The 24,011-nt window shown below is 71.5% G+C and carries 24 protein-coding genes and 1 pseudogene; 10 read left to right on the forward strand and 15 right to left on the reverse strand.

Annotated features, from left to right (window positions below; genetic code table 11):
* A partial coding sequence (locus ACZ45T_RS37215; protein WP_468448606.1) for an FAD-binding and (Fe-S)-binding domain-containing protein occupies positions 1-2,180 on the reverse strand: 2,180 nt, incomplete at its 3' end.
* Positions 2,181-2,363: 183 nt separating this feature from the next.
* Here ACZ45T_RS37215 and serC point away from each other — a divergent pair.
* Together serC and ACZ45T_RS37225 are read left to right on the forward strand one after the other, a co-directional pair.
* Complete coding sequence (gene serC / locus ACZ45T_RS37220) at positions 2,364-3,485, forward strand: phosphoserine transaminase (protein WP_468448586.1); 1,122 nt, start codon at positions 2,364-2,366, stop codon at positions 3,483-3,485.
* Positions 3,486-3,620: 135 nt separating this feature from the next.
* Entirely contained in the window at positions 3,621-6,761 is a 3,141-nt protein-coding gene (locus ACZ45T_RS37225) for a sacsin N-terminal ATP-binding-like domain-containing protein (RefSeq protein WP_468448587.1), read from the forward strand.
* Here ACZ45T_RS37225 and ACZ45T_RS37230 read toward each other — a convergent pair.
* Both ACZ45T_RS37230 and ACZ45T_RS37235 read right to left on the reverse strand, forming a co-directional pair.
* Positions 6,758-7,528: an SGNH/GDSL hydrolase family protein gene (locus tag ACZ45T_RS37230; protein WP_468448588.1), complete on the reverse strand. Its 771-nt coding sequence runs from the start codon at positions 7,526-7,528 to the stop codon at positions 6,758-6,760. The genes ACZ45T_RS37225 and ACZ45T_RS37230 overlap by 4 nt on opposite strands.
* Positions 7,515-8,084 carry a PadR family transcriptional regulator gene (locus tag ACZ45T_RS37235; protein WP_468448589.1) on the reverse strand — a complete coding sequence of 190 codons (570 nt, stop codon included), beginning with the start codon at positions 8,082-8,084 and terminating at the stop codon, positions 7,515-7,517. Before ACZ45T_RS37235 ends, ACZ45T_RS37230 begins: the two co-directional genes overlap by 14 nt.
* 111 nt (positions 8,085-8,195) lie before the next feature.
* Between ACZ45T_RS37235 and ACZ45T_RS37240 the strand changes: the two genes are divergently transcribed.
* The gene (locus ACZ45T_RS37240) at positions 8,196-8,609 is read left to right on the forward strand and encodes a nuclear transport factor 2 family protein (RefSeq protein WP_468448607.1); all 414 of its coding nucleotides are present in this window, start codon (positions 8,196-8,198) and stop codon (positions 8,607-8,609) included.
* A gap of 28 nt (positions 8,610-8,637) precedes the next feature.
* Here the strand turns inward: ACZ45T_RS37240 and ACZ45T_RS37245 are convergent, their stop codons facing one another.
* Positions 8,638-11,106 (reverse strand): cation-translocating P-type ATPase, encoded by a 2,469-nt coding sequence (locus ACZ45T_RS37245; protein WP_468448590.1) that lies wholly within the window; start codon positions 11,104-11,106, stop codon positions 8,638-8,640.
* Positions 11,107-11,440: 334 nt separating this feature from the next.
* On the reverse strand, positions 11,441-11,728 hold the full coding sequence (locus ACZ45T_RS37250) for a DUF2530 domain-containing protein (RefSeq protein ID WP_468448591.1): 288 nt from the start codon (positions 11,726-11,728) through the stop codon (positions 11,441-11,443).
* A 128-nt stretch (positions 11,729-11,856) separates the two neighbouring features.
* On the opposite strand from ACZ45T_RS37250, the gene ACZ45T_RS37255 reads away from it, so the two are divergent.
* Positions 11,857-13,305, forward strand: coding sequence for an NCS2 family permease (locus ACZ45T_RS37255; protein ID WP_468448592.1), 1,449 nt, complete (start codon positions 11,857-11,859; stop codon positions 13,303-13,305).
* Between the two features lie 12 nt (positions 13,306-13,317).
* Here ACZ45T_RS37255 and ACZ45T_RS37260 read toward each other — a convergent pair whose 3' ends face one another.
* The gene (locus tag ACZ45T_RS37260; RefSeq protein ID WP_030010567.1) at positions 13,318-13,500 is read right to left on the reverse strand and encodes a hypothetical protein; all 183 of its coding nucleotides are present in this window, start codon (positions 13,498-13,500) and stop codon (positions 13,318-13,320) included.
* A 132-nt stretch (positions 13,501-13,632) separates the two neighbouring features.
* Here ACZ45T_RS37260 and ACZ45T_RS37265 point away from each other — a divergent pair, with 132 nt between their 5' ends.
* The 3 genes from ACZ45T_RS37265 (at position 13,633) to thpR (ending at position 16,172) form a co-directional block, all read left to right on the forward strand.
* A complete protein-coding gene (locus ACZ45T_RS37265; RefSeq protein ID WP_468448593.1) occupies positions 13,633-14,070 on the forward strand; it encodes a MarR family winged helix-turn-helix transcriptional regulator in 438 nt (145 codons plus the stop codon).
* A 25-nt stretch (positions 14,071-14,095) separates the two neighbouring features.
* A complete protein-coding gene (locus ACZ45T_RS37270) occupies positions 14,096-15,451 on the forward strand; it encodes an MFS transporter (RefSeq protein WP_468448594.1) in 1,356 nt (451 codons plus the stop codon).
* Between the two features lie 166 nt (positions 15,452-15,617).
* The gene (thpR, locus tag ACZ45T_RS37275) at positions 15,618-16,172 is read left to right on the forward strand and encodes an RNA 2',3'-cyclic phosphodiesterase (RefSeq protein ID WP_468448595.1); all 555 of its coding nucleotides are present in this window, start codon (positions 15,618-15,620) and stop codon (positions 16,170-16,172) included.
* A gap of 164 nt (positions 16,173-16,336) precedes the next feature.
* Here thpR and ACZ45T_RS37280 read toward each other — a convergent pair.
* From ACZ45T_RS37280 to ACZ45T_RS37305, 6 genes and pseudogenes are all read right to left on the reverse strand, one after another.
* Positions 16,337-16,526 (reverse strand): annotated as a pseudogene (locus ACZ45T_RS37280) (aldo/keto reductase); the annotation flags it as partial.
* 61 nt (positions 16,527-16,587) lie between these two features.
* Entirely contained in the window at positions 16,588-16,809 is a 222-nt protein-coding gene (locus ACZ45T_RS37285; protein WP_468448596.1) for a DUF7848 domain-containing protein, read from the reverse strand.
* A gap of 296 nt (positions 16,810-17,105) precedes the next feature.
* Complete coding sequence (locus ACZ45T_RS37290) at positions 17,106-17,369, reverse strand: Scr1 family TA system antitoxin-like transcriptional regulator (RefSeq protein ID WP_468448608.1); 264 nt, start codon at positions 17,367-17,369, stop codon at positions 17,106-17,108.
* Entirely contained in the window at positions 17,291-17,476 is a 186-nt protein-coding gene (locus ACZ45T_RS37295; protein WP_468448597.1) for a helix-turn-helix domain-containing protein, read from the reverse strand. The genes ACZ45T_RS37290 and ACZ45T_RS37295 overlap by 79 nt, the downstream gene beginning before the upstream one ends.
* On the reverse strand, positions 17,473-17,985 hold the full coding sequence (locus tag ACZ45T_RS37300) for a DUF6879 family protein (RefSeq protein WP_468448598.1): 513 nt from the start codon (positions 17,983-17,985) through the stop codon (positions 17,473-17,475). The genes ACZ45T_RS37295 and ACZ45T_RS37300 overlap by 4 nt, the downstream gene beginning before the upstream one ends.
* Positions 17,969-18,175, reverse strand: a complete 207-nt coding sequence (locus ACZ45T_RS37305; protein WP_468448599.1) for a hypothetical protein — start codon at positions 18,173-18,175, stop codon at positions 17,969-17,971. Before ACZ45T_RS37305 ends, ACZ45T_RS37300 begins: the two co-directional genes overlap by 17 nt.
* A gap of 168 nt (positions 18,176-18,343) precedes the next feature.
* Here ACZ45T_RS37305 and ACZ45T_RS37310 point away from each other — a divergent pair, with 168 nt between their 5' ends.
* A complete protein-coding gene (locus tag ACZ45T_RS37310) occupies positions 18,344-19,333 on the forward strand; it encodes an aldo/keto reductase (RefSeq protein WP_468448600.1) in 990 nt (329 codons plus the stop codon).
* Positions 19,334-19,405: 72 nt separating this feature from the next.
* Here ACZ45T_RS37310 and ACZ45T_RS37315 read toward each other — a convergent pair whose 3' ends face one another.
* Positions 19,406-20,746, reverse strand: coding sequence for an RNA-guided endonuclease InsQ/TnpB family protein (locus ACZ45T_RS37315; protein WP_468448601.1), 1,341 nt, complete (start codon positions 20,744-20,746; stop codon positions 19,406-19,408).
* On the opposite strand from ACZ45T_RS37315, the gene tnpA reads away from it, so the two are divergent.
* Complete coding sequence (gene tnpA / locus ACZ45T_RS37320; RefSeq protein WP_468448609.1) at positions 20,684-21,103, forward strand: IS200/IS605 family transposase; 420 nt, start codon at positions 20,684-20,686, stop codon at positions 21,101-21,103. The genes ACZ45T_RS37315 and tnpA overlap by 63 nt on opposite strands.
* A gap of 99 nt (positions 21,104-21,202) precedes the next feature.
* Here the strand turns inward: tnpA and ACZ45T_RS37325 are convergent, their stop codons facing one another.
* Positions 21,203-21,877: a GDSL-type esterase/lipase family protein gene (locus tag ACZ45T_RS37325; RefSeq protein ID WP_468448602.1), complete on the reverse strand. Its 675-nt coding sequence runs from the start codon at positions 21,875-21,877 to the stop codon at positions 21,203-21,205.
* Between the two features lie 76 nt (positions 21,878-21,953).
* On the opposite strand from ACZ45T_RS37325, the gene ACZ45T_RS37330 reads away from it, so the two are divergent.
* Positions 21,954-22,970, forward strand: a complete 1,017-nt coding sequence (locus tag ACZ45T_RS37330; protein ID WP_468448603.1) for a WD40 repeat domain-containing protein — start codon at positions 21,954-21,956, stop codon at positions 22,968-22,970.
* Positions 22,971-23,000: 30 nt separating this feature from the next.
* Here ACZ45T_RS37330 and ACZ45T_RS37335 read toward each other — a convergent pair whose 3' ends face one another.
* A complete protein-coding gene (locus ACZ45T_RS37335; protein WP_468448604.1) occupies positions 23,001-23,762 on the reverse strand; it encodes a GbsR/MarR family transcriptional regulator in 762 nt (253 codons plus the stop codon).
* Positions 23,763-24,011: the final 249 nt, after the last annotated feature.

A 24,011-nucleotide genomic window follows, 5' to 3' on the forward strand; every position in this document is an offset into this window, starting at 1 on the left:
ACCGGAGGGCTCGGCGCAGCCGGAAGATTCGGCGCAGCCGGAGGGCTCGGCGCAGCCGGAAGATTCGGCGCAGCCGGAGGGCTCGGCGCAGCCGGAAGATTCGGCGCAGCCGGAGGGCTCGGCGCAGCCGGAGGGTTCGGCGGAGCCGGAGGGTTCGGCCGGGCCGGAAGATTCGGCGCAGCCGGAGGGCTCGGCGCAGCCGGAAGATTCGGCCGGGCCGGAAAGTGCGGGGCGGCTGGGAGGTGTCCCGGGCGCAGTGCGTCGTGCTGGGCCGCAGGGCGGGAGCGGCGCCACCAGCGGGTGAACGGCTCGCGTGCCAGCTCCGGCAGGGCCCGTTCTCGCGTCAGGCCCGGCAGTGGGAGCAGCCGGGCCGCCGCGTTGGCGACGCCCGCCATCCGCAGCGCGGCGATCAGGTGGAGCCAGGTCGGCAGGCCGCCCAGCGTGTAGTGGGCGAGCGGGCGGATGCGGCCCGACCAGTGGTGGTGCAGGAACTCCGACTTGTACGCGGCCATGTCCACGCCCACCGGGCAGTCGCTGCGGCAGCCCTTGCAGCCCAGGCACAGGTCCAGCGCCTGTGCGACCTCCGCCGAGCGCCAGCCGTCCCGCACGATCTCCCCGGCCAGCATCTCGTGCAACAGCCGGGCCCGGCCGCGCGTGGAGTGCTGCTCCTCCCCCGTGGCCCGGTACGACGGGCACATGACGCCCGGGCCGCCGACGTCGACGGAGCGGCATTTCGCGACCCCGACGCACCGCGCGACCTCACCGGCGAACGGCGTGGCCGGCAGCACCGCGAAGCGGAGGTTCTCGTCCAGCCGCCCCGGCCGCACCAGCATCCCCGGGTTCATCCCGCCCGCCGGGTCCCACACGTCCTTGTACGCGCCGAACAGCCGGACCACGTCCGGCCCGTACATCCGCGGCAGCAGCTCCGCCCGCGCCTGCCCGTCCCCGTGCTCCCCCGACAGCGAGCCCCCGTGGGCGACGACCAGATCGGCCATGTCCGAGGAGAAGGCGCGGAAGCGGGACACCCCGCCCGCCGAGGACAGGTCGAAGTCGATCCGTACGTGGACGCAGCCCTCGCCGAAGTGCCCGTACGGCGTGCCGCGCAGCCCGTGCGCCGCCAGCAGCGCGCGGAACTCCCTCAGGTACGCCCCCAGCCGGGCCGGCGGCACCGCGCAGTCCTCCCAGCCCGGCCAGGCCATCCCCCCGTCCGGGGTCCGCGTCGCCGTCCCCGCCGCGTCCTCGCGGATCCGCCACAGCGCCCGCTGCCCCGCCGGGTCCGTGACCACCACCGCGGCGAGCGCGTCGGCGCCCCGTACGAGCGACCGCGCCGCGCCCTCGTCCCGCATCTCCACGAACAGCCAGGCCCGGCCCCTGGGCAGTCCCGCGGCCCCGCGCACCAGGTCCTCCGCCATCCCCTCGACCGTCAGCGGCCCGTACGGAAGCACGCCCGCGGCCGCGTCCGCCGCCGCGCTCTCGTCCGCGTACCCGAGCACCACCAGCACCGGCGCGCGCGGCAGTTCCACCAGGCGCACCACGGCCTCGGTCACCACCCCGAGCGTGCCCTCGCTCCCGCAGAAGGCCCGTGCGAGCTGCACGCCGCGCTCGGGCAGCAGGGCGTCGAGGCCCCCGTAGCCCGAGATCCGCCGGGAGAAGCCGCCCGCCATCCCGGTGCGCAGCACCGCCAGGTTCCCCTCGACCAGCTCCCGCAGGCCCCGCGGCGCCCCCGGCCAGCCCGTCCCGATCCGGTGGACCGTGCCCCCGTACGCCGTCACCGCCAGCTCGGCCACGTTGTCCGCGGTGGTCCCCCAGGCCACCGAGTGGGCCCCGCACGCGTTGTTGCCGATCATGCCGCCGAGGGTGCAGCGGGAGTGCGTGGAGGGGTCCGGGCCGAAGGTCAGGCCGTACGGGCGCACCGCCTCCCGCAACCGGTCCAGGACCAGCCCGGGCTGCACGACGGCGGTGCGCGCGGCCGGGTCCACGGAGACCAGGGCGTTCATGTGCCGGGTGAGGTCGAGCACCACGCCCACCCCCGTGGCCTGGCCGGCGATGGAGGTCCCGCCACCGCGCGGGACGACCGGGACCCCGGCCCCGGCGCACACGCGCAGCGCGGCCGCCACGTCGTCGGCGTCGCGCGGGCTGACCACGCCGACCGGCACGCGCCGGTAGTTCGAGGCGTCCATGGTCACCAGCGCCCGGGCCGCGGCACCGAAGTCCACCTCCCCGCGCAGCTCCGCCCGCAAGGTCCGTTCGAGTTCCCCGGGTGTCGTCACGGCGTCAACCCTGCCACCGTCCCGGTCTCACGGTGCGTCTCATCGGGTGGACGCGCTGCCGAAGCGCGGACCGGGACCGGATACGCTCCGCTCGTGGCTGAGATCCAGATTCCCGCTGACATCAAGCCCGCCGACGGACGCTTCGGCGCGGGCCCCTCCAAGGTGCGGACCGAGGCGCTGGACGCCCTCGCCGCCACCGGTACCTCCCTGCTCGGAACCTCACACCGCCAGGCTCCGGTCAAGAACCTGGTCGGCTCGGTCCGCCAGGGCCTCCGGGACCTCTTCTCCCTCCCCGAGGGCTACGAGGTGATCCTGGGCAACGGCGGCTCCACCGCCTTCTGGGACATCGCGACCGCCGGTCTGATCGAGCGGAAGTCCCAGCACCTCACCTTCGGCGAGTTCTCCTCCAAGTTCGCCACGGCCGCGAAGCTCGCGCCGTGGCTGGACGCGCCGTCCGTGATCTCCTCCGAGCCGGGCACGCACCCCGAGCCGGTGGCCGAGGCGGGCGTGGACGTGTACGCGTACACCCACAACGAGACCTCGACGGGTGTCGCGGCGCCGATCAAGCGCGTCGCGGGCGCCGACGCCGGGTCCCTCGTCCTGGTGGACGCGACCTCGGGCGCGGGCGGTCTGCCGGTGGACATCACCGAGACGGACGTCTACTACTTCGCGCCGCAGAAGTCCTTCGCCTCGGACGGCGGCCTGTGGCTGGCCGCGTTCTCCCCGGCCGCCCTGGAGCGCGCCGCGCGTGTGCACGCCTCCGGCAGCCGGCACATCCCGGAGTTCTTCTCGCTGCCGACGGCGATCGACAACTCGCTGAAGAACCAGACGTACAACACCCCGGCGCTGTCGACCCTCTTCCTGCTGAACCAGCAGCTGGAGTGGATGAACAGCCAGGGCGGCCTGGAGTTCACCACCGGCCGTACGGCGGCCAGCGCGCGCAACCTGTACGGCTGGGCGGAGGCGTCCAAGTACGCCACCCCCTTCGTCGTGGACGCCGACAAGCGCTCCGCCGTCATCGGCACGATCGACTTCTCGGACGACATCGACGCGGCGGCCGTCGCCAAGGTGCTGCGCGCCAACGGGATCGTGGACACCGAGCCGTACCGCAAGCTCGGCCGCAACCAGCTCCGCATCGCGATGTTCCCGGCGATCGACCCGGCGGACGTGCAGGCGCTGACGGCCTGCATCGACTACGTGATCGAGAACATCTAGCACGCGCGTACCGAGCCCCCGGCGACCTCGTGTCGCCGGGGGCTCGGTCGTGTTCGCCCACCTCACGGGGAGGGGCGTGGTCCGCACGCGCTACCTTGCAGGAGTTCGGGTACGGCAATTCTTGGAGGCAGCGGCGTGAGCGTGCGAGTGACGGCGGCCCAGAGCGGCGTGGACCCCTTCGGCACGGCCCGGCTGCGGCGCGGGGTGCTCGACGCCTGGGGCGCGGGCCCGGCCCGCTTCCGCGAGGACGCCAACGCCGAGGAGGACATGGCGCTCGGCGGCTACCGGGACCGGCTCGTCGTCGAGCTGGCGCAGAACGCCGCCGATGCCGCGGCCCGCGCCAAGGTGCCCGGCCGGCTGCGGCTCACCCTGCACCCCGGCGGGGGCGACCGCGGGCACGCGCTGCTGGCCGTCGCCAACACCGGGGCCCCGCTGGACGCGACGGGCGTGGAGTCGCTGAGCACCCTGCGCGCCTCCGCCAAGCGGGAGTCCTCGGACGACAGCGTCGGCCGCTTCGGCGTCGGCTTCGCCGCCGTCCTGGCCGTCTCCGACGAGCCCGCGGTGCTCGGGCGCCACGGCGGGGTCCGCTGGTCCCTGGCCGAGGCCCGCGAGCTGGCCCGGGACGCCGCCGTCGGCAGCCCCGGCCTCGGCGACGAGCTGCGCCGCCGCGACGGGCACGTACCGCTGCTGCGGCTCCCGTTGCCCGCCGAGGGCACCGCCCCCGAGGGCTACGACACCGTCGTGGTCCTGCCGCTGCGCGACGCCGCCGCCGAGGATCTGGCGGAGCGGCTGCTGGCGGGCATCGACGACGCCCTGCTGCTCACCCTGCCCGGGCTGCGCGAGGTCGTGATCGAGACACCGTCGAGCAGCACAGGCGGGGGCACCCGCACGCTGCAGCGCCGCGACGAGGGCCCGTACACCGTCATCGAGGACACCACCGCCTCCGGCACGCGCACCAGCCGCTGGCGCACCGTCCGCCACGGCGGCCCCATCGAGCGGGCGCTGCTCGCCGACCGGCCCGTGGAGGAGCGGCTGCGGCCGTCCTGGGCGGTGTCCTGGTCCGTGCCCGTCGACGCCGACGGCGCCCCGCTGCGCCCGGCCACCGCACCCGTGGTGCACGCGCCGACCCCCACCGACGAGCCGCTGGGCATCCCGGCGCTGCTCATCGCGACCCTGCCGCTGGACACCACCCGCCGGCATCCCGCGCCGGGGCCGCTGACCGACTTCCTCGTGGAGCGCGCGGCCGACGCGTACGCCGAACTCCTCGGCGACTGGGAGCCGGTGAGCACCGCCCTCATCGACCTGGTCCCCGGCCCGCTCGGCAAGGGCCTGCTCGACGGGGCGCTGCGCGCGGCCGTGCTCCAGCGCCTGCCCCGTACGGCGTTCCTCGCGCCCGCCGCCCCCACCGAGGAGCTGCCGGCGCTGCGCCCCTTCGAGGCCGAGGTGGTGGAGGGCGCAGGCGCCGACACCGTACGCGTCCTCGCCGAGGTCCTGCCGACCCTGCTCCCGGCGGGGCTGGAGCGCCGCGCCGAGCTGCGCACCCTGGGCGTGGGCCGGCTGCCGCTCGGCGATGCCATCGAGCGGATCGCGGGCATCGAGCGGACCCCCGACTGGTGGCACCGGCTCTACGACAGCCTGGCCGGGGTGGACCCCGACCGGCTGTCCGGGCTGCCCGTGCCGCTGGCCGACGGCCGTACGACGATCGGCCCGCGCCACGTCCTGCTCCCCTCGGCGGACACCCCGACGGACCTCGCCCGCCTCGGGCTGAAGGTGGCCCACCCGGACGCGGCGCACCCGCTGCTGGAGAAGCTCGGGGCGCTCCCGGCCACGCCGCGGTCCGTCCTGACGACCCCGCAGGTGCGGGCGGCCGTCGCGGGCTCCCTCGACGCCGGGGAGATCTGGGACGAGGACGCGGACACCCTGGACGCCGACGAGCTGGCCGAGGTGGTCCTGGGGCTGGTCCGGGACGCCGGTCTGGCGCCGGGCGACGAGCCCTGGCTGGGCGCGCTGGCCCTGCCCGACGAGGACGGCGAACTGACCCCGGCGGGCGAACTCCTGCTGCCCGGCAGCCCCTTGGCCTCGGTCATCCGGGAGGACGAGGTCCCGTACGTGGACGCCGAGCTGGCGGCCCGCTGGGACGCGGACACCCTCACCGCCTGCGGGGTCCTCGCCACCTTCCAGCTGGTCCGCGCCACCGACGTGGTCCTCGACCCGGACGAACTGGAGCCGCGCGAGGGGGACTTCGCCGAGCTCGACGACGCCGGTCTGCTGGACGCGGTGGACGTGTGGTGCGAGGACGTACTGGACCAGCTGCCGGACACCCCGGTGCCCCCGGTGGCCACGGAACTGGTCGCGGTCCGCGACCTCGACCTGGTCGACGACGACTGCTGGCCCCAGGCCCTGGCGATGCTCGCGCAGCCGCCGCTGCGCGACGCGCTGATCCAGCCCGTACGGATCCTCCTCCCGGACGGCACCACGCAGTCGGTGCGCCCGTACACCGCCTGGTGGCTGCGCGACCACCCGGTGCTCGACGGCCGCCGCCCGGCGGGCCTGCGCGCGGCGGGCGGCGACCCGCTCCTCGAAGGCCTCTACACCTCGGCGGACGCCACGGGCTTCGAGGACGAGCAGGTGCTGCGGGCCCTGGGCGTACGGACCACCGTGCCGGCCCTGCTGGACGAGCCCGGCGGCGCGGCCGAGCTGCTGACCCGGCTCGCCGACCCGGACCGCGAGGTGACGGGCCGGCAGCTGCACGGCCTGTACGGCGCGCTGGCCGATCTGGACCCCGAGCAGGTCACCCTGCCGGACGAGCTGCGTGCGGTGGTGGACGGCGAGGTGCTCGTGGTGGACGCGGCCGACGCGGTCATCGCCGACGCCCCGGACCTCCTCCCCCTCACGGCGGGCCTGCCCCTCCTCCCCGTCACCCCGTCGCGGGCGGCGGACCTCGCGGACCTGCTCCAGGTCCGGCGCCTGTCGGAGACGGTCCCGGCGGAGGTGACCACGCCGGGCGAGGAGCACGAGGTCCCGGAGCCGGTCCGCGTCCTGCTGGGCCCGGCCACCCCGGCCACGTACATCGAGCACGAGGAACTGGTGGCCGGCGGCACGGAACTCGACTGGCGCCGCACCCCCGACGGGACCCTCCACGCGGCCACGCTGGAGGGCGTGGCGGCCGGCCTCGCCTGGTCGGCGGGCCAGTGGCCGCGCCGCTTCGAGGTGGCGGCCCTGCTGGAGGACCCGTCGCGTACGGCGGAACTGGCGCGGGACCGCTGGTTCGACTAGAGCAGCGGCAGCAGTTGGGGGCGTTTGGCGGTGCGGCCGTCGCCGGAGGAGCGGCCGCGCAGGCGGCGGCCCAGCCAGGGGCCGAGGAACGCGGCCGCCCAGCGCAGTTCGGCCGCGACGGTCGAGCCCGCGGGGGCGGCCCGGGGCGGCAGCGGCAGCGTCCAGGTGTCGTCGCTGCCGGGCAGGCGGACGGCGTGGGCGAGGGCCGCGGCGATCCGTTCGTGGCCGAGGGGGCTGGCGTGGAGCCGGTCCTCGGTCCACATCCGGGGGTCGTTGACGGCAGCCGGCCGGGCGGTCTCGGCGACGGTGACCCCGTGGCGGGCGGCCGCGGCGCGGATGCGGGTGTTGAGCTCGTGCACGCGGGGCCCGACGGGCCGGGCCAGGGGCACGATCCTGCTCAGGTCGGGGAAGGTCACGGTCGCCACGTGGGTCCCGGCGGCGGTGAGTTCGGCGAACATCGCCTCCAGGTGCCCGGCGACCTCCGCGGCGTCGAACCGGGGCCGCAGGATGTCGTTGACCCCGGCGACGACGGTGGCCAGGTCGGGGCGCAGGGCCAGCGCGGGGCCCAGCTGTTCGGCGCGGACCTGACCGGCGAGACGTCCCCGTACGGCCAGATTGGCGTACTTCAGGCCGGGGTTGACGGCCGCGAGGTGCTCGGCGAAGCGGTCCGCGAAGCCCCGTAGGCCCACGGTGTCGTCGCCGTCGCCGAGGCCCTCGGTCTGGCTGTCGCCGAGGGCGACGTAGCGCAGGTACTCAACCGCCGACATGGTCCGTCAGCCTCTCTCTCAAGATGGCCGCGCTGCGGCGGCACCAGTCCCGGTGGCCCTGTTCGAAGGCCAGTCCGCGCAGGCCGGTCAGGTATCCGCCGATCCGCTCGCCCCGGCGCAGGAACTCCTCCTCGTCGACGTCGCCGCGCATCTTGCGCAGCACCTTGCCGAGGAGCTCGATCTTGGCGTCGGCCGCGGCCGCCCGCTCTTCGAGCTGTGCGATCACCGGCGCGCTGCCGATGCGGTCGGCGTTCTGGACCTTGACGAGGAGGTCGTCCCGGATGACCAGGGGCTTCGACGGGGCCGCGGCGTACGCCTCCAGCTCGGTGCGGCCGGCCTCGGTGACCTGGAAGAGGCGCTTGTTGGGGCGGCCCTCCTGGACCACCTGGCGGCCCGCGACCAGCCCTTCCTTCTCCAGCTTGGCCAGCTCGGCGTAGAGCTGCTGGGGCGAGGCGTGCCAGAAGTTCGAGACGCCGATGTCGAAGGACTTCGCCAGCTCGTACCCGCTGTACTCGGCGTCCAGCAGCGCCGCCAGTACCGCATGTCGCAAGGCCATCGCAGCGGCCCCTTCCTTTTCCTCGTCCGCTCTCGCATCATACTCATGAAAGTGACTAGTCAATTCCTTGAGTATGAGCCGAGTGCCCGAACGCCAGGAGGAGCCATGGACATGGACACTGCCGAACGCTTCCGCGCCGCCGTGGAGAAGCGCGATCTGACCGCGCTGGAAGACCTGTTCACCGAGGACATCCGGCTCTACAGCCCGGTGAAGTTCACCCCGTTCGAGGGCCGGCCCATGGTGCTGGGGCTCTTCGGGGTCCTGCTGCGCGTCTTCGAGGACCTGCGCTACGTCGGCAGCTTCGAGGGAACGGCCGAGACCAGCGCGGACGGCACGCAGGCCCCGTCGGCGATCCTGCCCTTCCGGGCCACCGTGGACGGCAAGCAGATCCACGGCATCGACCTGCTCCAGTTCGACGAGGCGGGCCGGGTCAAGGAGTTCACCGTGATGGTCCGCCCGCAGTCCGCCGTGCACGCCCTGGGCCGGGCCGTACTCGCGGGCCTGACCGCCGACGGCCTCGTCTGAACGAACCTCCTGGGGGGTGTCTTGCCGATCAGGCAGGGAACTTGCGGTCGACCCACCTGAACGTGAACTCGATCAGGACCGCGGCGCCCGCCGCGATGGCCACCGCGATCCACGGCATCGTGGCCCCCTCCAGCTTGAGCTGGAAGAAGTCCTGGAGCCACGGCACGACGAGCACGATCAGGAAGGCGCCGCCCATCGCCCCGACCAGACCCACCCGCCACCACGTGTACGGGCGGGCGATGATCGCCAGCACCCACATCGAGGTGAGGAAGAGGGCCAGCGTGGCCGCGCTGGTCTCCGCCTTGAGGGAGTCGGGGCCCGTGTAGTGGGCGCGGGCGATCAGGTAGGTCACGAAGGTGGCCGTCGCCGCGATCACGCCGCCCGGGATCGCGTACCGCATCACCCGTTTCACGAAGTTCGGCCGCGCGCGCTCCTTGTTCGGGGCCAGGGCCAGGAAGAAGGCCGGGACGCCGATGGTGAGCGTGGACAGCAGGGTCAGGTGGCGGGGCAGGAAGGGGTACTCGACCTGCGAGCAGACCACGAGGATCGCGAGGAGCACCGAGTAGACGGTCTTCGTCAGGAAGAGGGTCGCGACACGGGTGATGTTGCCGATGACCCGGCGGCCCTCGGCGACCACCGAGGGGAGCGTCGAGAAGCTGTTGTTGAGGAGGACGATCTGGGCCACGGCCCGGGTGGCCTCCGAGCCGGAGCCCATCGAGACACCGATGTCGGCGTCCTTGAGGGCGAGCACGTCGTTGACGCCGTCGCCCGTCATCGCGACCGTGTGGCCCTTGGACTGCAGGGCGCCGACCATGTCCCGCTTCTGCTGCGGGGTCACCCGCCCGAAGACGGCGTTCTCGTCGAGGACCCGGGCCATGTCGGCCTGCTCGGCGGGCAGCTTGCGCGCGTCCACGGTGTTCTCCGCGCCCGGCAGCCCCAGCTTGCCGGCGACCGCGCCGACGGAGACCGCGTTGTCGCCGGAGATGACCTTCGCCTTGACGTCCTGGTCCTCGAAGTAGCGCAGCGTGTCCGCGGCGTCGGGGCGCAGCCGCTGCTCCAGGACGACCAGGGCGGTCGGTCTGACCCCGGTGGCCACGGCCTCGTCGTCCAGCTCGCGGCCGGAGCGGGCCAGGAGCAGGACCCGCAGGCCCTGCTCGTTGAGCGCGTTGATCTCCTCGAGGGCCGGGTCCCCGGCGGGGAGCAGCACGTCGGGGGCGCCGAGCAGCCAGGTGTTGTTCTCGCCGTCGCCCTCGCTGAAGCTGGCGCCGCTGTACTTGCGGGCGGAGGAGAACGGCAGGGACTCGGTGCAGCGCCACTCCGCGCTGACGGGGTAGGCGTCGATGATCGCCTGGAGGCTGGCGTTGGGGCGGGGGTCGGACTCGCCCAGCGCCCCGAGCACCTTCTTGACGTACGCCGCCTCCGCGCCGCCGAGCGGGCGGAGCTCGGTGACGTCCATGCCGCCCTCGGTGAGGGTGCCGGTCTTGTCGAGGCAGACCACGTCGACCCGGGCGAGGCCTTCGATGGCGGGCAGCTCCTGGACCAGGCACTGCTTGCGGCCGAGCCGGATGACGCCGATCGCGAAGGCCACGGAGGTGAGGAGGACGAGCCCCTCGGGGATCATCGGGACGATGCCGCCGACGGTCCGGGCGATGGAGTCCTTGAGGTTGGAGTCCTTGACGACGAGCTGGCTGATGACGAGGCCGATGGAGGTCGGGATCATCATCCAGGTGACGTACTTGAGGATGGTGGAGATGCCGGAGCGCAGCTCGGAGTGGACGAGCGTGAAGCGGGAGGCCTCTTCGGCCAACTGGGCGGCGTAGGCCGCGCGGCCGACCTTGGTGGCGGTGAACGCGCCGCCGCCGGCGACCACGAAGGAACCGGACATGACCAGGTCGCCGGACTTCTTCAGGACGGGGTCGGCCTCGCCGGTGAGGAGGGACTCGTCGATCTCCAGGCCGTCGGCCTCGCCGACGGATCCGTCGACGACGACCTTGTCGCCGGGGCCGAGTTCGATGACGTCGCCGAGGACGATCTCGGACGTGGAGATCTCGGCGGTGCGGCCGTCGCGGCGCACGCTCGGTTTGGCCTCGCCGATGACGGCGAGGCCGTCGAGGGTCTTCTTGGCGCGCAGCTCCTGGATGATGCCGATGCCGGTGTTCGCGATGATCACGAAGCCGAAGAGGCTGTCCTGGATGGGCGCGACGAAGAACATGATCACCCAGAGCACGCCGATGATCGCGTTGAACCGGGTGAAGACGTTGGCGCGGATGATGTCGGCGGTGGAGCGGCTGCTGCGGACGGGCACGTCGTTGACGTCGCCGCGCGCGACGCGCTCGGCGACCTCGGCGGTGGTGAGGCCGCCGGGCTTGAACCGGGGCGCCGGTGGCTGTACGGGGTGCACGGGGTCGAGCTCGGCGCCCGCGTCGATGGCGGTGCCGGGGCCACCGCCGCCGCTTGGCTCCGGCCCGTCCTGGTCGATCCTCGCCCGCTGCGTCATGGTTTCGACGGTAAGGGGGCTTCGAACGCTTCACCCGCCGAGAAGTCGGAAGATCCGACCTCAGGATGACCCGAATCGTCCCTGGGTCGGGGGTGGCGGGTCGTCCCCGGGTCGGGGGTGCGGGTCGTCCCCGGGTCGGGGGTGCGGCTCCGGCGGCGGGTCGGGTGGCGGCTCGGGCGGCGGCTCGGCTTCGAGGTGGGGCGGGGCCCCTCCGGGACGTCTCCTCGGCTCGCGAACCCTTGGCCTTGTCGGCGGTCACCCGGCGGTGGGTTCGCTCGACCTGCGGGGACGTCCCGGAGCGTCCCCGCCCCACGGCCCGGCTGCGGACGCGGAGCTAGGGCTGCGGATCCGGCTTCGTCCGCGCGGCCAGCGCAGCGGCCTCCGCGTGGCGCTTGAGGGCGGCGTCGCGGCCGCGGACGTACCAGATGCCGATCAGGCCGAGGAAGCCGCCGGCCGCGCAGGTCCAGACCCACCACAGCTGACCGCGGTCCGAGAACCACCCGTAGAAGGGCAGCTGGACGATGAAGAGGGCGAACCAGATGATCGTGCCGCCGGTGATGGTGGCGACGATCGGGCCCTCCAGGGGCTCGGGCGCCTCGTGCTTCGCAGTCCATTTCGCCATACAGGAAGTCTAGGCCTGTCATTTCGAGGTCTACGCGCGGAGATGGACTGCCCTTCGTTCATGTGTTCATACTGAAACGGTTTGGGCGTGGCCCATTTTCTTCGTATGAACCACCCAATGAGGACCGTATGAGCACCCCCACGGCCACCGCCCCGGAACCTTCCCTCCAGGAGCCCTCCGGAGGACTGGACCGCTACTTCAAGATCTCCGAGCGCGGCTCGACCGTCGCCCGTGAGGTCCGCGGCGGCTTCGCGACCTTCTTCGCGATGGCCTACATCATCGTGCTCAACCCGATCATCCTGGGCAGCGCGAAGGACATGTACGGGCACCAGCTCGACAGCGGCCAGCTCGTCACGGCCACCGTCCTGACGGCCGCCTTCTCCACCCTCCTCATGGGTGTCATCGGCAACGTCCCGATCGCACTGGCCGCCGGCCTCGGCGTGAACACCGTCGTCGCCCTCCAGCTCGCCCCGCGCATGAGCTGGCCCGACGCCATGGGCATGGTGGTCCTGGCCGGCTTCGTGGTGATGCTGCTGGTCACCACCGGCCTGCGCGAGCGGGTCATGAACGCCGTCCCGCTGGGCCTGCGCAAGGGCATCGCCATCGGCATCGGCCTGTTCATCATGCTGATCGGCCTGGTCGACTCGGGCTTCGTCTCCCGCATCCCGGACGCCGCGCACACCACGGTCCCGCTCCAGCTCGGCGGCACCGGCCACCTGGACGGCTGGCCCGTCCTGATCTTCGTCATCGGCGTGCTGCTCACCCTCGCCCTGCTGATCCGCAAGACGCCGGGCGCGATCCTGATCTCCATCGTGGTCATGACCGTCGCCGCGGTCGCCGTCCAGCTGATCGCCAAGCTGCCCGACTCGGGCTGGGGCCTCACCGTCCCCGAGTGGCCGGGCAACCCGGTGGCCGCGCCCGACTTCGGGCTCGTCGGTCAGGTCAGCCTGTTCGGCGGCTTCGAGAAGGTCGGGGTGCTGACCGGCGTCCTCTTCGTCTTCACCGTGTTGCTGTCCTGCTTCTTCGACGCCATGGGCACCATCCTGGGCGTCGGCGACGAGGCCAAGCTGATCGACAAGAAGACCGGCGAGTTCCCCGGCATCAACAAGGTCCTGCTCGTCGACGGCCTGGCCGTCGCCTCGGGCGGCGCCACCTCCTCCTCGGCCACCACCTGCTTCGTGGAGTCCACGGCCGGGGTCGGCGAGGGTGCCCGTACGGGCCTGGCGAACGTCGTGACGGGCGGCCTCTTCGCCGTGGCGCTGTTCCTCACCCCGCTGGCGACCATGGTCCCGTCCCAGGCGGCCACCCCCGCGCTGGTGGCGGTCGGCTTCCTGATCCTGGCGGGCTCGGTCAAGGACATCGACTGGAGCGACTTCACCATCGCCGTCCCGGCCTTCCTGGCCATGGTGATGATGCCCTTCACCTACTCGATCACCAACGGCATCGGCATCGGCTTCGTGAGCTTCTGCGCGCTGCGCCTGGCGACCGGCCGGGGCCGCGAGGTCCCGGTGGCCATGTACGTCGTGTCGGCGGTGTTCGTCTTCTACTACGCGATGCCGGCCCTCGGCCTCGCGTAGCCCCGCCCGGGCTCACGTGAGCCCGTAGAACTTCTCCGTCTCGTCGACGGCCGCCTTGAAGCGCTCGTCGAAGTCATCGCGAATGAGCGTCCGGACCACGTAGTCCTGGACGCTCATTCCGCGTTTGGCGGCATGGATCCGGAGCCTGTCGAGGAGCTCCCCGTCTATGCGCATGCTCAGCACATGTGTCCCCATGCCGAAAGAGTCGGGGCAGAGGGTGTGTACGCGTGTCACTTTCCGCCGCCGACTCACCCTTACGAGTGACCGGCCGAGCGCCCCCGCATAAAGCGGTTTTCCTTAGGAAGAGTAATGAGTTACTCTAAATACATGCTTGACCTCACCCATGGCGACGATGCTGCCGCCGTGAACGATCTCCGCTCCGCCGTGATGCGACTGGGCCGACGCCTGAAGCACCAGCGCGTCGACGAGTCGCTGAGCCCGACCGAGATGTCGGTCCTCGGCACCCTCGCCCGGTGCGGCCAGGCCACGCCCGGCGAGCTGGCCCGGCGTGAGCACGTCCAGCCGCCGTCGATGACACGCATCGTCGCGTTGCTGGAGGCCAAGGGACTGGTCACGCTGGAACCGCACCCCGACGACCGCCGCCAGAAGGTGGTCCGCCAGACGGAGGAGGCCGAAGCGATGCTCGAAGAGAGCCGCCGCAAGCGCAACGCCTTCCTGGCCGGACTCGCGGCCGAGCTGACCGAGGACGAATGGGCCAAGCTGCGCGAGGCCGCACCCGTCCTGGAGAAGCTCGCGCACCTGTAGGAACGACGCCAGGAGGCGAACGCTTTTGAGTACGGGAACCGGAGCAGACTCCGCACCCGGCCACATATCCACCACCACTACAGCCGCGCGTACCGCGGCACCCGCGGGCAGGAACTCGATGTTCAGCTCGCTGAGGATCCGGAACTACCGGCTCTTCGCGACGGGCCAGGTCGTCTCGAACACGGGCACCTGGATGCAGCGCATCGCCCAGGACTGGCTGGTCCTCTCCCTGACCGGCTCCGCCTCCGCCGTCGGCATCACCATCGCCCTGCAGTTCCTGCCGATGCTGGTGTTCGGCCTCTACGGAGGCGTACTCGCCGACCGGCTGCCCAAGCGGCCCCTGCTGATCGCCACCCAGAGCGCGATGGGCCTGACCGGCGTCGCGCTCGCCGTCCTCACCCTGGCCGGACACGTCCAGGTCTGGCACGTCTACCTCGCGGCCTTCCTGCTCGGCCTGGTCACCGTCGTGGACAACCCGGCCCGCCAGACGTTCGTCCCCGAGATGGTCGGCAAGGACCAGGTCGCCAACGCCATCAGCCTGAACTCGGCCAACTTCCAGTCCGCGCGGCTGGTCGGCCCGGCGATCGCCGGTGTGCTCATCACCGCCGTCGGCTCCGGCTGGGCCTTCCTGCTGAACGGCCTGTCGTTCGCCGCGCCCATCGCCGGCCTGCTGCTGATGCGGACCGCCGAGCTGCACCCGGTCGAACCCCGGCCCCGCGCCAAGGGGCAGCTGCGCGAAGGGCTGCAGTACGTCGCCGGCCGGCCGGAGCTGATCTGGCCGATCGTGCTCGTGGGCTTCATCGGGACCTTCGGGTTCAACTTCCCGATCTGGCTGTCGGCGTTCGTCAGCGACGTCTTCCACGGCGACGCGGGCACGTACGGGCTCTTCAACACCCTGATCGCGGCCGGCTCCCTCGCGGGCGCCCTGCTCGCGGCCCGGCGCGGCCACTCCCGCCTGCGGCTGCTGGTCGCCGCGGCCGTGCTGTTCGCGGTGCTGCTGCTCGTGACGGCCTTCGCGCCCGGCTTCTGGCTGTTCGCGGCGCTGCTCGTGCCGATCGGCGTCTTCGGGCTGACGGTCAACGTCACGGCCAACTCCAGCGTGCAGATGGCCACCGACCCGGAGATGCGGGGGCGGGTCATGGCCCTGTTCATGATGGTCTTCACCGGCGGTACCCCGCTGGGCGCGCCGCTGCTGGGCTGGATCACGGACACGTACGGCGCGCGGGTCGGCATGGCCGCGGGTGGTGCGGTGTCGCTGGCCGCGTCTGTCGCGATCGCGGTGGTCCTCGCCCGGGTGGGCAACCTCCGCCTGCGGGTGGACCGGCGCGGTGTCGCCTTCGTCCCGTCGGTACGGCCCCGCGAACTGGTCAAGGTCGCCTGACCCTGCGGCCCGCCCTCCCGGGGCTCCGCCCCAGACCCCGCGCCTCAAACGCCGGCGAGGCTGAAAGATCCGGAGGGGCTGAAATATAGCCCCGCCGGCGTTTGAGGCGCGGGGGTTCGGGGGCGGAGCCCCCGCAGCGGCGGCGCGCACAGCATACGCTCGGCGCATGAGACTGTTCGCAGCCGTCCTGCCGCCCGCTGGGGCCGTCGCCGAGCTCGCACAGGCCGTGCACGGAGTGCGCGACGACCGGCTGACGTGGACCGCGCAAGCGGGCTGGCACTTCACGCTCGCCTTCATGGGCGAGGTACGGGACGAGGTGCTCCCCGACCTGTACGCCCGCCTGGAGCGGGCCGCCCACCGCACGGAACCCTTCGCGCTCCGCCTGCACGGCTGCGGGCACTTCGGGGACCGCGCCCTGTGGGTCGGCGCCGCCGGGGAGCTCACCGCCCTGCGGATGCTCGCCGAGCGGGCCGACGCCGCCGCCCGGCGGGCCGGGGTGCCGATGGACCAGCACCGCCGGTACACCGCGCACCTCACCCTGGCCCGCAGCCGCAACGCCGCCACCGCCCTCGCCCCGTACCTGGACGCCCTGGCCGGCTTCGAGGGCACGCCCTGGCAGGTCGACACCCTCAGCCTGGTCCGCAGCAACCTCCCCGTGAGCGGGGTGCCCGGCGAGCAGCCCCGCTACGAGACCGTCCAGGCCTGGCCGCTCGCCGGCTGAGTTAGGCTCGACGGGTGGATCCCAAGACCAGAAACCGTGTGATGGCCGGTGTGCTCGTGCTGATGTTCGTCGTCGTGGCCGTGGCGGCAGCCGTCGGCCAGTAGCGCTGTGCTCGCCCGGGGGACAACCCCCGGACCCCCGGCATGGCGCTTCGCCCGGCCCCGCTACCAGGCGAAAGCCTCCGGCGACCGCCCCGGGCCCGGGAAGATCTCGTCCAGGCCCGCCAGGACCTCCGCCGAGAGCTCCAGCTCCACCGCGCGCACCGCCGAGTCGAGCTGCTCCTGCGTACGCGGCCCCCACGCTCGGCCCGGTGACCCCGGGACGCGTCAGCAGCCAGGCCAGCCACCTTGTACCGCCACTCGAAGAAGGCGCCTGAAGCGGGCGCCCAGCCGCTCCAGCGCCACGGCTTGTTGCGTCACTCCGTGTGCTCGACCCACGCGAAGGACGTACACCGACGGCGGAAGCCCTGATGGCCCGTACGTCCCGCGTGGCTCATGCACTCGACGTCGACGGCTGCCCCATCCTCCGATGCCGGCGCCTGCCAGTCGCAACGGAGACAGTCGGCCTCGAACGTCACGTCCGTCCCCGGATGCTGCGTGATCCGGTGTTCCACGTACCGCAGGATCGCGCGTGTCATCCCGACCGCCGCGGCCTATGAGGGTGGTTACGGATCTCCACGTCCGCATCCGTCACCGCCGAGAGATCACCCTTGTCCCGGGCCTCCCGCCGCTGCGCGACCAGGGCGCTGCACACCCCGCAGCCCTTCGCCGGCTTTGGCGGTGGATTCGGGAGCGAAAGGTACACGGGCCCCGACATCGTGGTCTGCGCTCTGCTCATGACGTACGCCTTCCGTATGGGTGCTCTTCGACGGCACGTCATCGTTTCCCGGGGCAGTACGGGCCTCACAGTTTCAGTCTCGTTGTGGATTAAAGATCAACAGCGGCAGGCTGCGGCCCATTCGGCAAGGCGTTCCCGTGCAGTTTCCCCGAAGATTGCCATTTCCTCGTAGGCGGCGAACTCTTGAAGATGGCTCCGCACGTCCCGTGGATCGCGAAAGACCAGGACTCCCGTGGACACCTCCACGGTTGCTATGCGGTCGTCGTAGACCGTGAAGGTGTTCAACGGGGCCGGTCCACCAGCGACGGCCGGACCTTGCCGTTCTCGATCCGGCTGACCTTGGACTGAGACATGTTGCAGCGCGCCGCGACCCGGGCCCCGGAGAGCCCGGATCGCTTGCGCAGCTCGCGGAGTTTGTCGGCCAGCTCCCGGCTAGAGTGGCCCATCCGCTCAGGCTCGAAGGTCACGCGCGTACGTACTCCAGGAACGGCACGGAGGCTTCTACCGCGATGCGCCGGTACGCAATGAAGGGGGCGGGGTCGCCCTCGTACAGCTCTCGGGAGATCTGCCGCCCGTCCTCCTCATAGTGCATCAGCACGACCGTGGAGCGGTCGAACATCCAGAAGTCCTGGACGCCCGGCAGCGGGTTCGGCCGGTCGCTCACGTCGAGGATGCGGATGTCTTCCCCGACGGGGGCCTGATGTTGGTAGTAGCGCTCGAACTCGAAGCGCAGGTAATCCGAGAGCGGACGGGTCAGGATGTGCACCCGCCCGATACCGCCGCCGACCGTGGTGTGCTTACGGATCAAGGCCGTCCAGGAGTCCTCGTAGGGGCCGGGGAAACGCGCGCCGGACTTGAACGCGGCGAATTCCTCGGCCTCCTGCGGGACGAGGTACTGCGGCAAGGTCTCAAGCCGCCACGCCTCAGTCTTGAAGTCGCGGAACTTGGCCTGCCACTCGTCACCATCCAAGAGCACGTACAGCCTCCTTCAAGACGTTCTCGGGAATCTCCACGAGCGCCTCGCCGGAGGGTGGAGTGAAGGCGTCGGACAGGTCTCCTTGGACAACGAAGGAGCCGGACGCGGTGCGGTACACGTTGGGGCAGTCGCCCTGTCCGCACTCGCCGTTTCCGTTGCCGGTGAGTCGGGTCAGTTCCTCACGAGCCATGTGAACCCCCTGGTTCGTGGCCCTGATCAGGGCCAGACAGGAAGACCGTACGGAGCCGTGGGTTCGGACGTCTATGCAGAGACGCGACTATGCGCGTTGTCGCATAAACCAGTGGGCTGGCGGGGTGCTCTTGCCTGGAGTGGACTCGAAGCAGTTGGCTTGGGGCTCATGAAGTACACGCAGCTCGGACGTACGGGACTCAAGGTCAGCCGACTCGTTCTCGGCACGATGAACTTCGGTCCTCAGACAGACGAACCCACCAGCCACGGCATCCTGGATGCCGCGCTCGACGCGGGTCTGAACTTCGTAGACACGGCCAATGTCTATGGGTGGGGTGAGAACAAGGGCCGCACCGAGGAGATCATCGGCACCTGGTTCGCGCAGGGCGGTGGCCGCCGGGAGAAAACGGTCCTGGCCACCAAGGTCTACGGCTCCATGTCCCGCGAGGGCGAGACCTGGCCCAACGAGGACCGGCTCTCGGCGCTGAACATCCGACGCGCCGTCGAGGCCAGCCTCAAGCGGCTCCAGACCGACCACATCGACCTCTACCAGTTCCACCACATCGACCGCCGGACCCCCTTCGAGGAGATCTGGCAGGCCGTCGACGTACTGATCCAGCAGGGCAAGATCCTCTACGCCGGCTCCTCCAACTTCCCCGGCTACAAGATCGCCCAGGCCAATGAGACCGCCGCCCGGCGCGGGATGGTCGGCCTGGTCAGCGAGCAGTGCCTCTACAACCTCGCCGAACGGCGTGCCGAGATGGAGGTCATCCCGGCTGCCCAGGAATACGGACTCGGGGTCATCCCCTGGTCCCCGCTGCACGGCGGCCTGCTGGGCGGGGTCATCAAGAAGGAGGTCGAGGGCGGGCGCCGCGCCTCCGGCCGGTCGGCGGACGCGCTGGCCAACAGCTCGGTACGGGCGCAGGTGCAGGCGTACGAGGACCTGCTGGACAAGCACGGCCTGGAGCCCGGCGAGACCTCCCTGGCCTGGCTGCTCACCCGGCCCGGGGTGACGGGGCCGATCGTCGGGCCGCGCACGGCCGAGCAGTTGGAGAGCGCACTGCGCGCCCTGGAGCTGGAGCTGAGCGGCGAGCTACTGACGGCCCTGGACGAGATCTTCCCCGGCCCGGGACCGTCCCCGGAGGCCTTCGCCTGGTGAGCAGGTAGCCGTACGTACGGCGGCCGCCGTCCCTTTGTCCTGGGTGGCGGCCGCCGCGCATTCAAGTGGGCATCAAAATACCTGGTTGGCAGTGTCGAAGACGTTCAGACCCGCATCGAGCGCGGAGTCCATGATCGAGTGGCTTTCGGGCTCCCCGGTCTGGGGGCCGAAGTTCGTGACTCCTCCCCGCCCTGAAGGACGGGGCTTCTCGCTATGCCTGGTTGGCTTGCGACGGACCAGCCCGGCCCGTAGAACGTTGAGTGCCCCGACCCCGTCGGCGTGCGCCTGGTGGCCGCAGCTGACGCAGTGGAACTTCTCCTGTGTGGGCCGGTTCTCCTTCGCGGTGTGCCCGCATGCGGGACACCGCCGGGAGGTGTTGCGGGGGTCCACAGCCATCACTTCCCGCCCGGCACTCTCAGCCTTTGCGTTCAGGATCGCGAGGAACACCCCCCATCCGGCGTCAGCGATCGAACGGTTGAGGCCCGCTTTGGCCGCTGCCCCGTTGAGCAGGAAACCGCCGGGCGTCTCGGGGTCGGGCTTCGGTGCGGGGGCCTTGCTCATGTTGCAGATCTTGAGGTCTTCGTGCGCGATGAAGTCGTGCTCGCGGACCAGGCCGAGCGCGGTCTTGTGTGCGTGGTCGAACCGTTGGCGCCGCACCTTGCCGTGCAGGGCCGCGACCTTCTCCACGGCCCGCTGGTGGTTGCGAGTACGGTCTTTGGCCTTGCAGCGCGGGAAGCGACTCAGCGCCTGCTGCGCTGCTTCAAGCTTCGCAGCGTCCCTGCGGGCGTGGCGCGGGTTCTCGACATGTACGCCGTTGGAAGTGGTGAGGAACGAGGCGATGCCGAGGTCGATGCCGACCACGCAGCCGGTCGCGGGGAGCGGCTCGGGCTGGTCCTGCTCGGCGGTCAGCACCACATACCAGCGCTTGCCCTCGCGCTTGACGCTGACGGTCTTGACCTTGCCGAGGACCGCGCGGTGCTGGTTGACCTTGACGTGCCCGACACCCTGGAGACGCACTCGGGTCACCGGGTCGTGCGGGGTGCTGTTCCAGCGGCAGCCGTCGCCGTCCTTGGGGAAGTCCACCGTGTCGAACCAGTTCACGCCGCGAAAGCGCGGGTAACCGGGCTTGTCCCCGGCCTTGATCCGCCGGAAGAACGCGGCGAACGCCTTGTCCAGCCGACGAAGCGTCGCCTGCTGCGAGCTGAACGACCAGCGGCCCTGGCGCTCGGGGTCGAACGCCCGGATGTCCGTGAGCTGCCCGGACTGCATCCCGTACTTGACGCTCGTCTTCGAGGGGTGCCGCCAGGCGTCGCGGCGTTCCTGCAACGCACCGTTGTAGAGGGAGCAGTGATCCCGCAGCATCTCGCCGAGCGCGATCGCCTGGCCCACGTCATCCACAACCTGCACGTGCACTTGGTGTTCGTCACCAAGTACCGACGCGGCGTCTTCAACGACGAGATGCTGACGCGCTGCGAAGAGATCATGCGAGACGTCTGTCAATCCTTCGAGGTCGAGCTGCGCGAGTTCAACGGCGAAGAGGACCACGTGCACCTGCTCGTGCACTACCCGCCGAAAGTCCAGCTCTCCAAGCTGGTCAACTCCCTCAAAGGCGTCTCATCCCGATACCTGAGAGCCGAGTACACCGTCCGCATCAACCGGATCGGGACAGACTCCGTCTTCTGGTCCCCGTCCTACTTCGCCGGGTCATGCGGCGGCGCCCCGCTCAGCATCGTCAACCAGTACATCGAGCAGCAAAAACACCCGCTGTGACCAGCACGTCAGAGCAATCCAGAGATCGCATTCCCGCCGGGCCTGAAGGCCGGGATCCCCTGCAAAGATCAGGGATGGAGCGAGTCTCACAGCCCTGCACTACTTCACCTGTTCGGGCCGGTAGGGGCCGCCGATCCCCCACGCCTGGTGCAGGACGGCCGCGAACTCCCCCGCCAGCCGGTGCTCGCCGGAGGCGTTGGGGTGGGTGCCGTCGTAGGTGTCGTGGTGGATGTCGTACGCGTCCGGGCGCGCGGCCAGCAGGATCGGCGAGGCCGCCGTCGTCAGGTCGGCGACCGCCTTCGCGAGGAGCTCGTTGAAGCGGGCCACCTCGGCCGCGAAGGGTGCGTCCTCCTCGGCCCGGCTGTTCGGGATGACCGGCAGCAGGACCATGCGGACGGCGGGACGGGCGGCGCGGGCCTCGGCGATGAAGCGGCGGGCGTTGGCGGCGGTCTGCTCGGCGTCGGTGTAGAAGCCGAGGTCGATCAGCCCCAGGGAGACCAGCAGGACATCGGCCCCGGTCGAGCCGACCGCGGGGCCGATGAGGGGGGCCATGTGCTGCCAGCCCTCGCCCCAGCCGGCCAGATGGCGGCGGGCGTCCTCGGGGAAGCCCGGGTCGGCGTACGCGTCGGAGCCCTCGTACAGCTCGCTGCGCGGGCCGACGATCCGGTAGGGGCCGCCGAAGGTCGAGTTGAGGTGCTGCCACATCCGGTAGCGCCAGGTGTAGTCGCCGGCGCGTCCGATGGTCATGGAGTCGCCGACGAACATGAAACGCATCCGGTCATCATCGCGGATCGCGCGACGGAAGCACCTGTGACGCCGGACACGCGGCAGGTGCTGGCAGGCTGGGGGGATGCGCCTGCCCCTGCCGTCCGCCGCCGTTGCCACCGCCGTTGCCACCGTCGCCGCCGCCCTCACGCTGCTGCCGGGTGCCGCCGCCTTCGCGGCGGAGGGCGCCGGCGCCTCCTCGTTCACCATTTCCGACCCGCGGATCAAGGAGTCGAGCGGGCTCGCGGCCAGCCGGATCCACCCGGGGGTGTACTGGACGCACAACGACAGCGACGACGGCCCGTACATCTACGCGGTGGACTCGGCGACCGGGAAGACGGTGGCCCGGGTGACGCTGACCGGGATCGGCAAGCCGCGTGACGTCGAGGCGATCTCGCTGGGGCCGGACGGGCAGCTCTACGTCGGGGACATCGGCGACAACCTGGGCGGGACCTGGAACCACGTGTGGATCTACCGCTTCCAGGAGCCGAAGGTGCTGGGCGATGTCACGGTCAAGGCCACGCAGTTCACGGTGCGGTACGCGGACGGGCCGCGCAACGCCGAGGCTCTGATGGTGCATCCGGTGACGGGGCGGGTCTACATCGCGAGCAAGGACGAGAGCAAGGGCGGGCTGTACGAGGGCCCCGCAGAGCTGTCGGCGGGGGACGGCGCGGCGAACGTGTTCCGGCGGGTGGCGGACGTGCCGTGGGTGACGGACGGGGCGTTCTCGCCCGACGGGAACCGGCTGACCCTGCGGGGCTACTTCACGGCCCGCACGTACCCGTGGAAGGACGGCCGTCCGGAGGGCGGGGGCGAGCGTGTGGACGCGCCGTGGCAGGGGCAGGCGGAGTCGGTGACGTACACGGCGGACGGGGGCGCGCTGATGTTCGGCGCGGAGGGCGAGGGCAGCCGGGTCATCGCGGTCCCGGTGGCGGCTCCCACGCCCCCTGCGGCCGCGCCGAAGCCGGGCTCCCCGTCGGAGGCGGCCCCTTCGCCGGAGCCGGGCGGCAGCTTCGGCAAGGGCGCCGTCGTCCTGGCGGTGGGCCTGGCCCTGGTCTTCGCCGCGAAGCGGCTGCTGCGGCGGCGGCGCCCGCGCGACTGAAGCGCCGCCTCGGCGCCGCCCCGGCCGGACCTATCCGCGCTCTGGACCCGGCTCGGCCGCGCCGCCCCCGCCCGGGGTCGCTTCGGGTTTCGCGTAGAGGATCTCGCGGGCCTGCTCGGCGGCGCGGGTGATGCTCTCGGAGATGAAGTCGACGAAGCGGGCGATGTTTTCGAGGCGGGCGGCGGCCGGGGTGTCGGGGCCGAGGACGCCCACGCCCTGCCGTGCGGTCTCGACGAGCTGGGCGTGGCCGCGAGCGCTGGCGATCACCGACTGGTAGAAGACGTCGTCGTCGACGACGTAGCGCTCGCGGCGGCGTTCGTCGCGTTCCCGTCGGATGAGTCCCTGGCCTTCGAGGAACGTGACCGCTTTGGAGATGGACGCCGGGCTGACCTGGAGGCGCTGGACGAGTTCGGACGCGGTGAGGCTGCCCGTGTCGGTGGTGTAGAGGGAGACCAGCACCCGGGCCGTCATCCTGGGCAGGCCCGACTGCATGAAGACGGCGGTGAACACCTCCTCGTACGCGCGCACGGCCTCCGCGTCGCGTCCGTGGTCCTGCGGGGGTGCCTCCTGCCCCCGGGGCGCGGCCTGCCTGGCCCGGTGGGCACGGCGTTCGGTGGCCCGGTGGGCCAGGTCGGCACGGTAGGCGGTGGGGCCGCCGTTGCGCATCACCTCACGCGTGACCGTCGAGGTGGGGCGGTCGAGGCGTCTGGCGATCTCCGCGTAGGCAAGCCCGTCGGCCACCCCCAGCGCGATCTGCCGCCGTTCCTCCTGGGTGAGCCTGCCTCCCGGCATCGCGATCTCCCTTCGTTCTTCCTTGGTGCCTCCACCATAGCGTTCACTCTCATTCCATTGCAACGAGCGGATGGCCGTTGTTGCATTAAAACCCAAACCATTGCAACAACTTCTTACCTCTGACCTGCGCTGATGGCAGTTTTACGCAACGAGCGTGTTGCCACACCTACGAACGCAACGTAGCTTTTCCTTCATCGGAAACAACGAAGCGAAGGAAAAGACCATGCAGAAGTTCGCCACCACCGCCCC

It is taken from the genome of Streptomyces sp. NPDC030995 (genome assembly GCF_055571215.1).

Coding starts and splice junctions, on each gene's coding strand:
- ACZ45T_RS37230 (WP_468448588.1), bottom strand. CDS start 7,528: ATGTCGGCGGTTGAGTACCTGCGCTACGTCGCCCTCGGCGACAGCCAG.
- ACZ45T_RS37235 (WP_468448589.1), bottom strand. CDS start 8,084: ATGGCCTTGCGACATGCGGTACTGGCGGCGCTGCTGGACGCCGAGTAC.
- ACZ45T_RS37240 (WP_468448607.1), top strand. CDS start 8,196: ATGGACACTGCCGAACGCTTCCGCGCCGCCGTGGAGAAGCGCGATCTG.
- ACZ45T_RS37245 (WP_468448590.1), bottom strand. CDS start 11,106: ATGACGCAGCGGGCGAGGATCGACCAGGACGGGCCGGAGCCAAGCGGC.
- ACZ45T_RS37250 (WP_468448591.1), bottom strand. CDS start 11,728: ATGGCGAAATGGACTGCGAAGCACGAGGCGCCCGAGCCCCTGGAGGGC.
- ACZ45T_RS37255 (WP_468448592.1), top strand. CDS start 11,857: ATGAGCACCCCCACGGCCACCGCCCCGGAACCTTCCCTCCAGGAGCCC.
- ACZ45T_RS37260 (WP_030010567.1), bottom strand. CDS start 13,500: ATGGGGACACATGTGCTGAGCATGCGCATAGACGGGGAGCTCCTCGAC.
- ACZ45T_RS37265 (WP_468448593.1), top strand. CDS start 13,633: ATGCTTGACCTCACCCATGGCGACGATGCTGCCGCCGTGAACGATCTC.
- thpR (WP_468448595.1), top strand. CDS start 15,618: ATGAGACTGTTCGCAGCCGTCCTGCCGCCCGCTGGGGCCGTCGCCGAG.
- ACZ45T_RS37285 (WP_468448596.1), bottom strand. CDS start 16,809: ATGACACGCGCGATCCTGCGGTACGTGGAACACCGGATCACGCAGCAT.
- ACZ45T_RS37305 (WP_468448599.1), bottom strand. CDS start 18,175: ATGGCTCGTGAGGAACTGACCCGACTCACCGGCAACGGAAACGGCGAG.
- ACZ45T_RS37310 (WP_468448600.1), top strand. CDS start 18,344: ATGAAGTACACGCAGCTCGGACGTACGGGACTCAAGGTCAGCCGACTC.
- ACZ45T_RS37325 (WP_468448602.1), bottom strand. CDS start 21,877: ATGCGTTTCATGTTCGTCGGCGACTCCATGACCATCGGACGCGCCGGC.
- ACZ45T_RS37330 (WP_468448603.1), top strand. CDS start 21,954: ATGCGCCTGCCCCTGCCGTCCGCCGCCGTTGCCACCGCCGTTGCCACC.
- ACZ45T_RS37335 (WP_468448604.1), bottom strand. CDS start 23,762: ATGCCGGGAGGCAGGCTCACCCAGGAGGAACGGCGGCAGATCGCGCTG.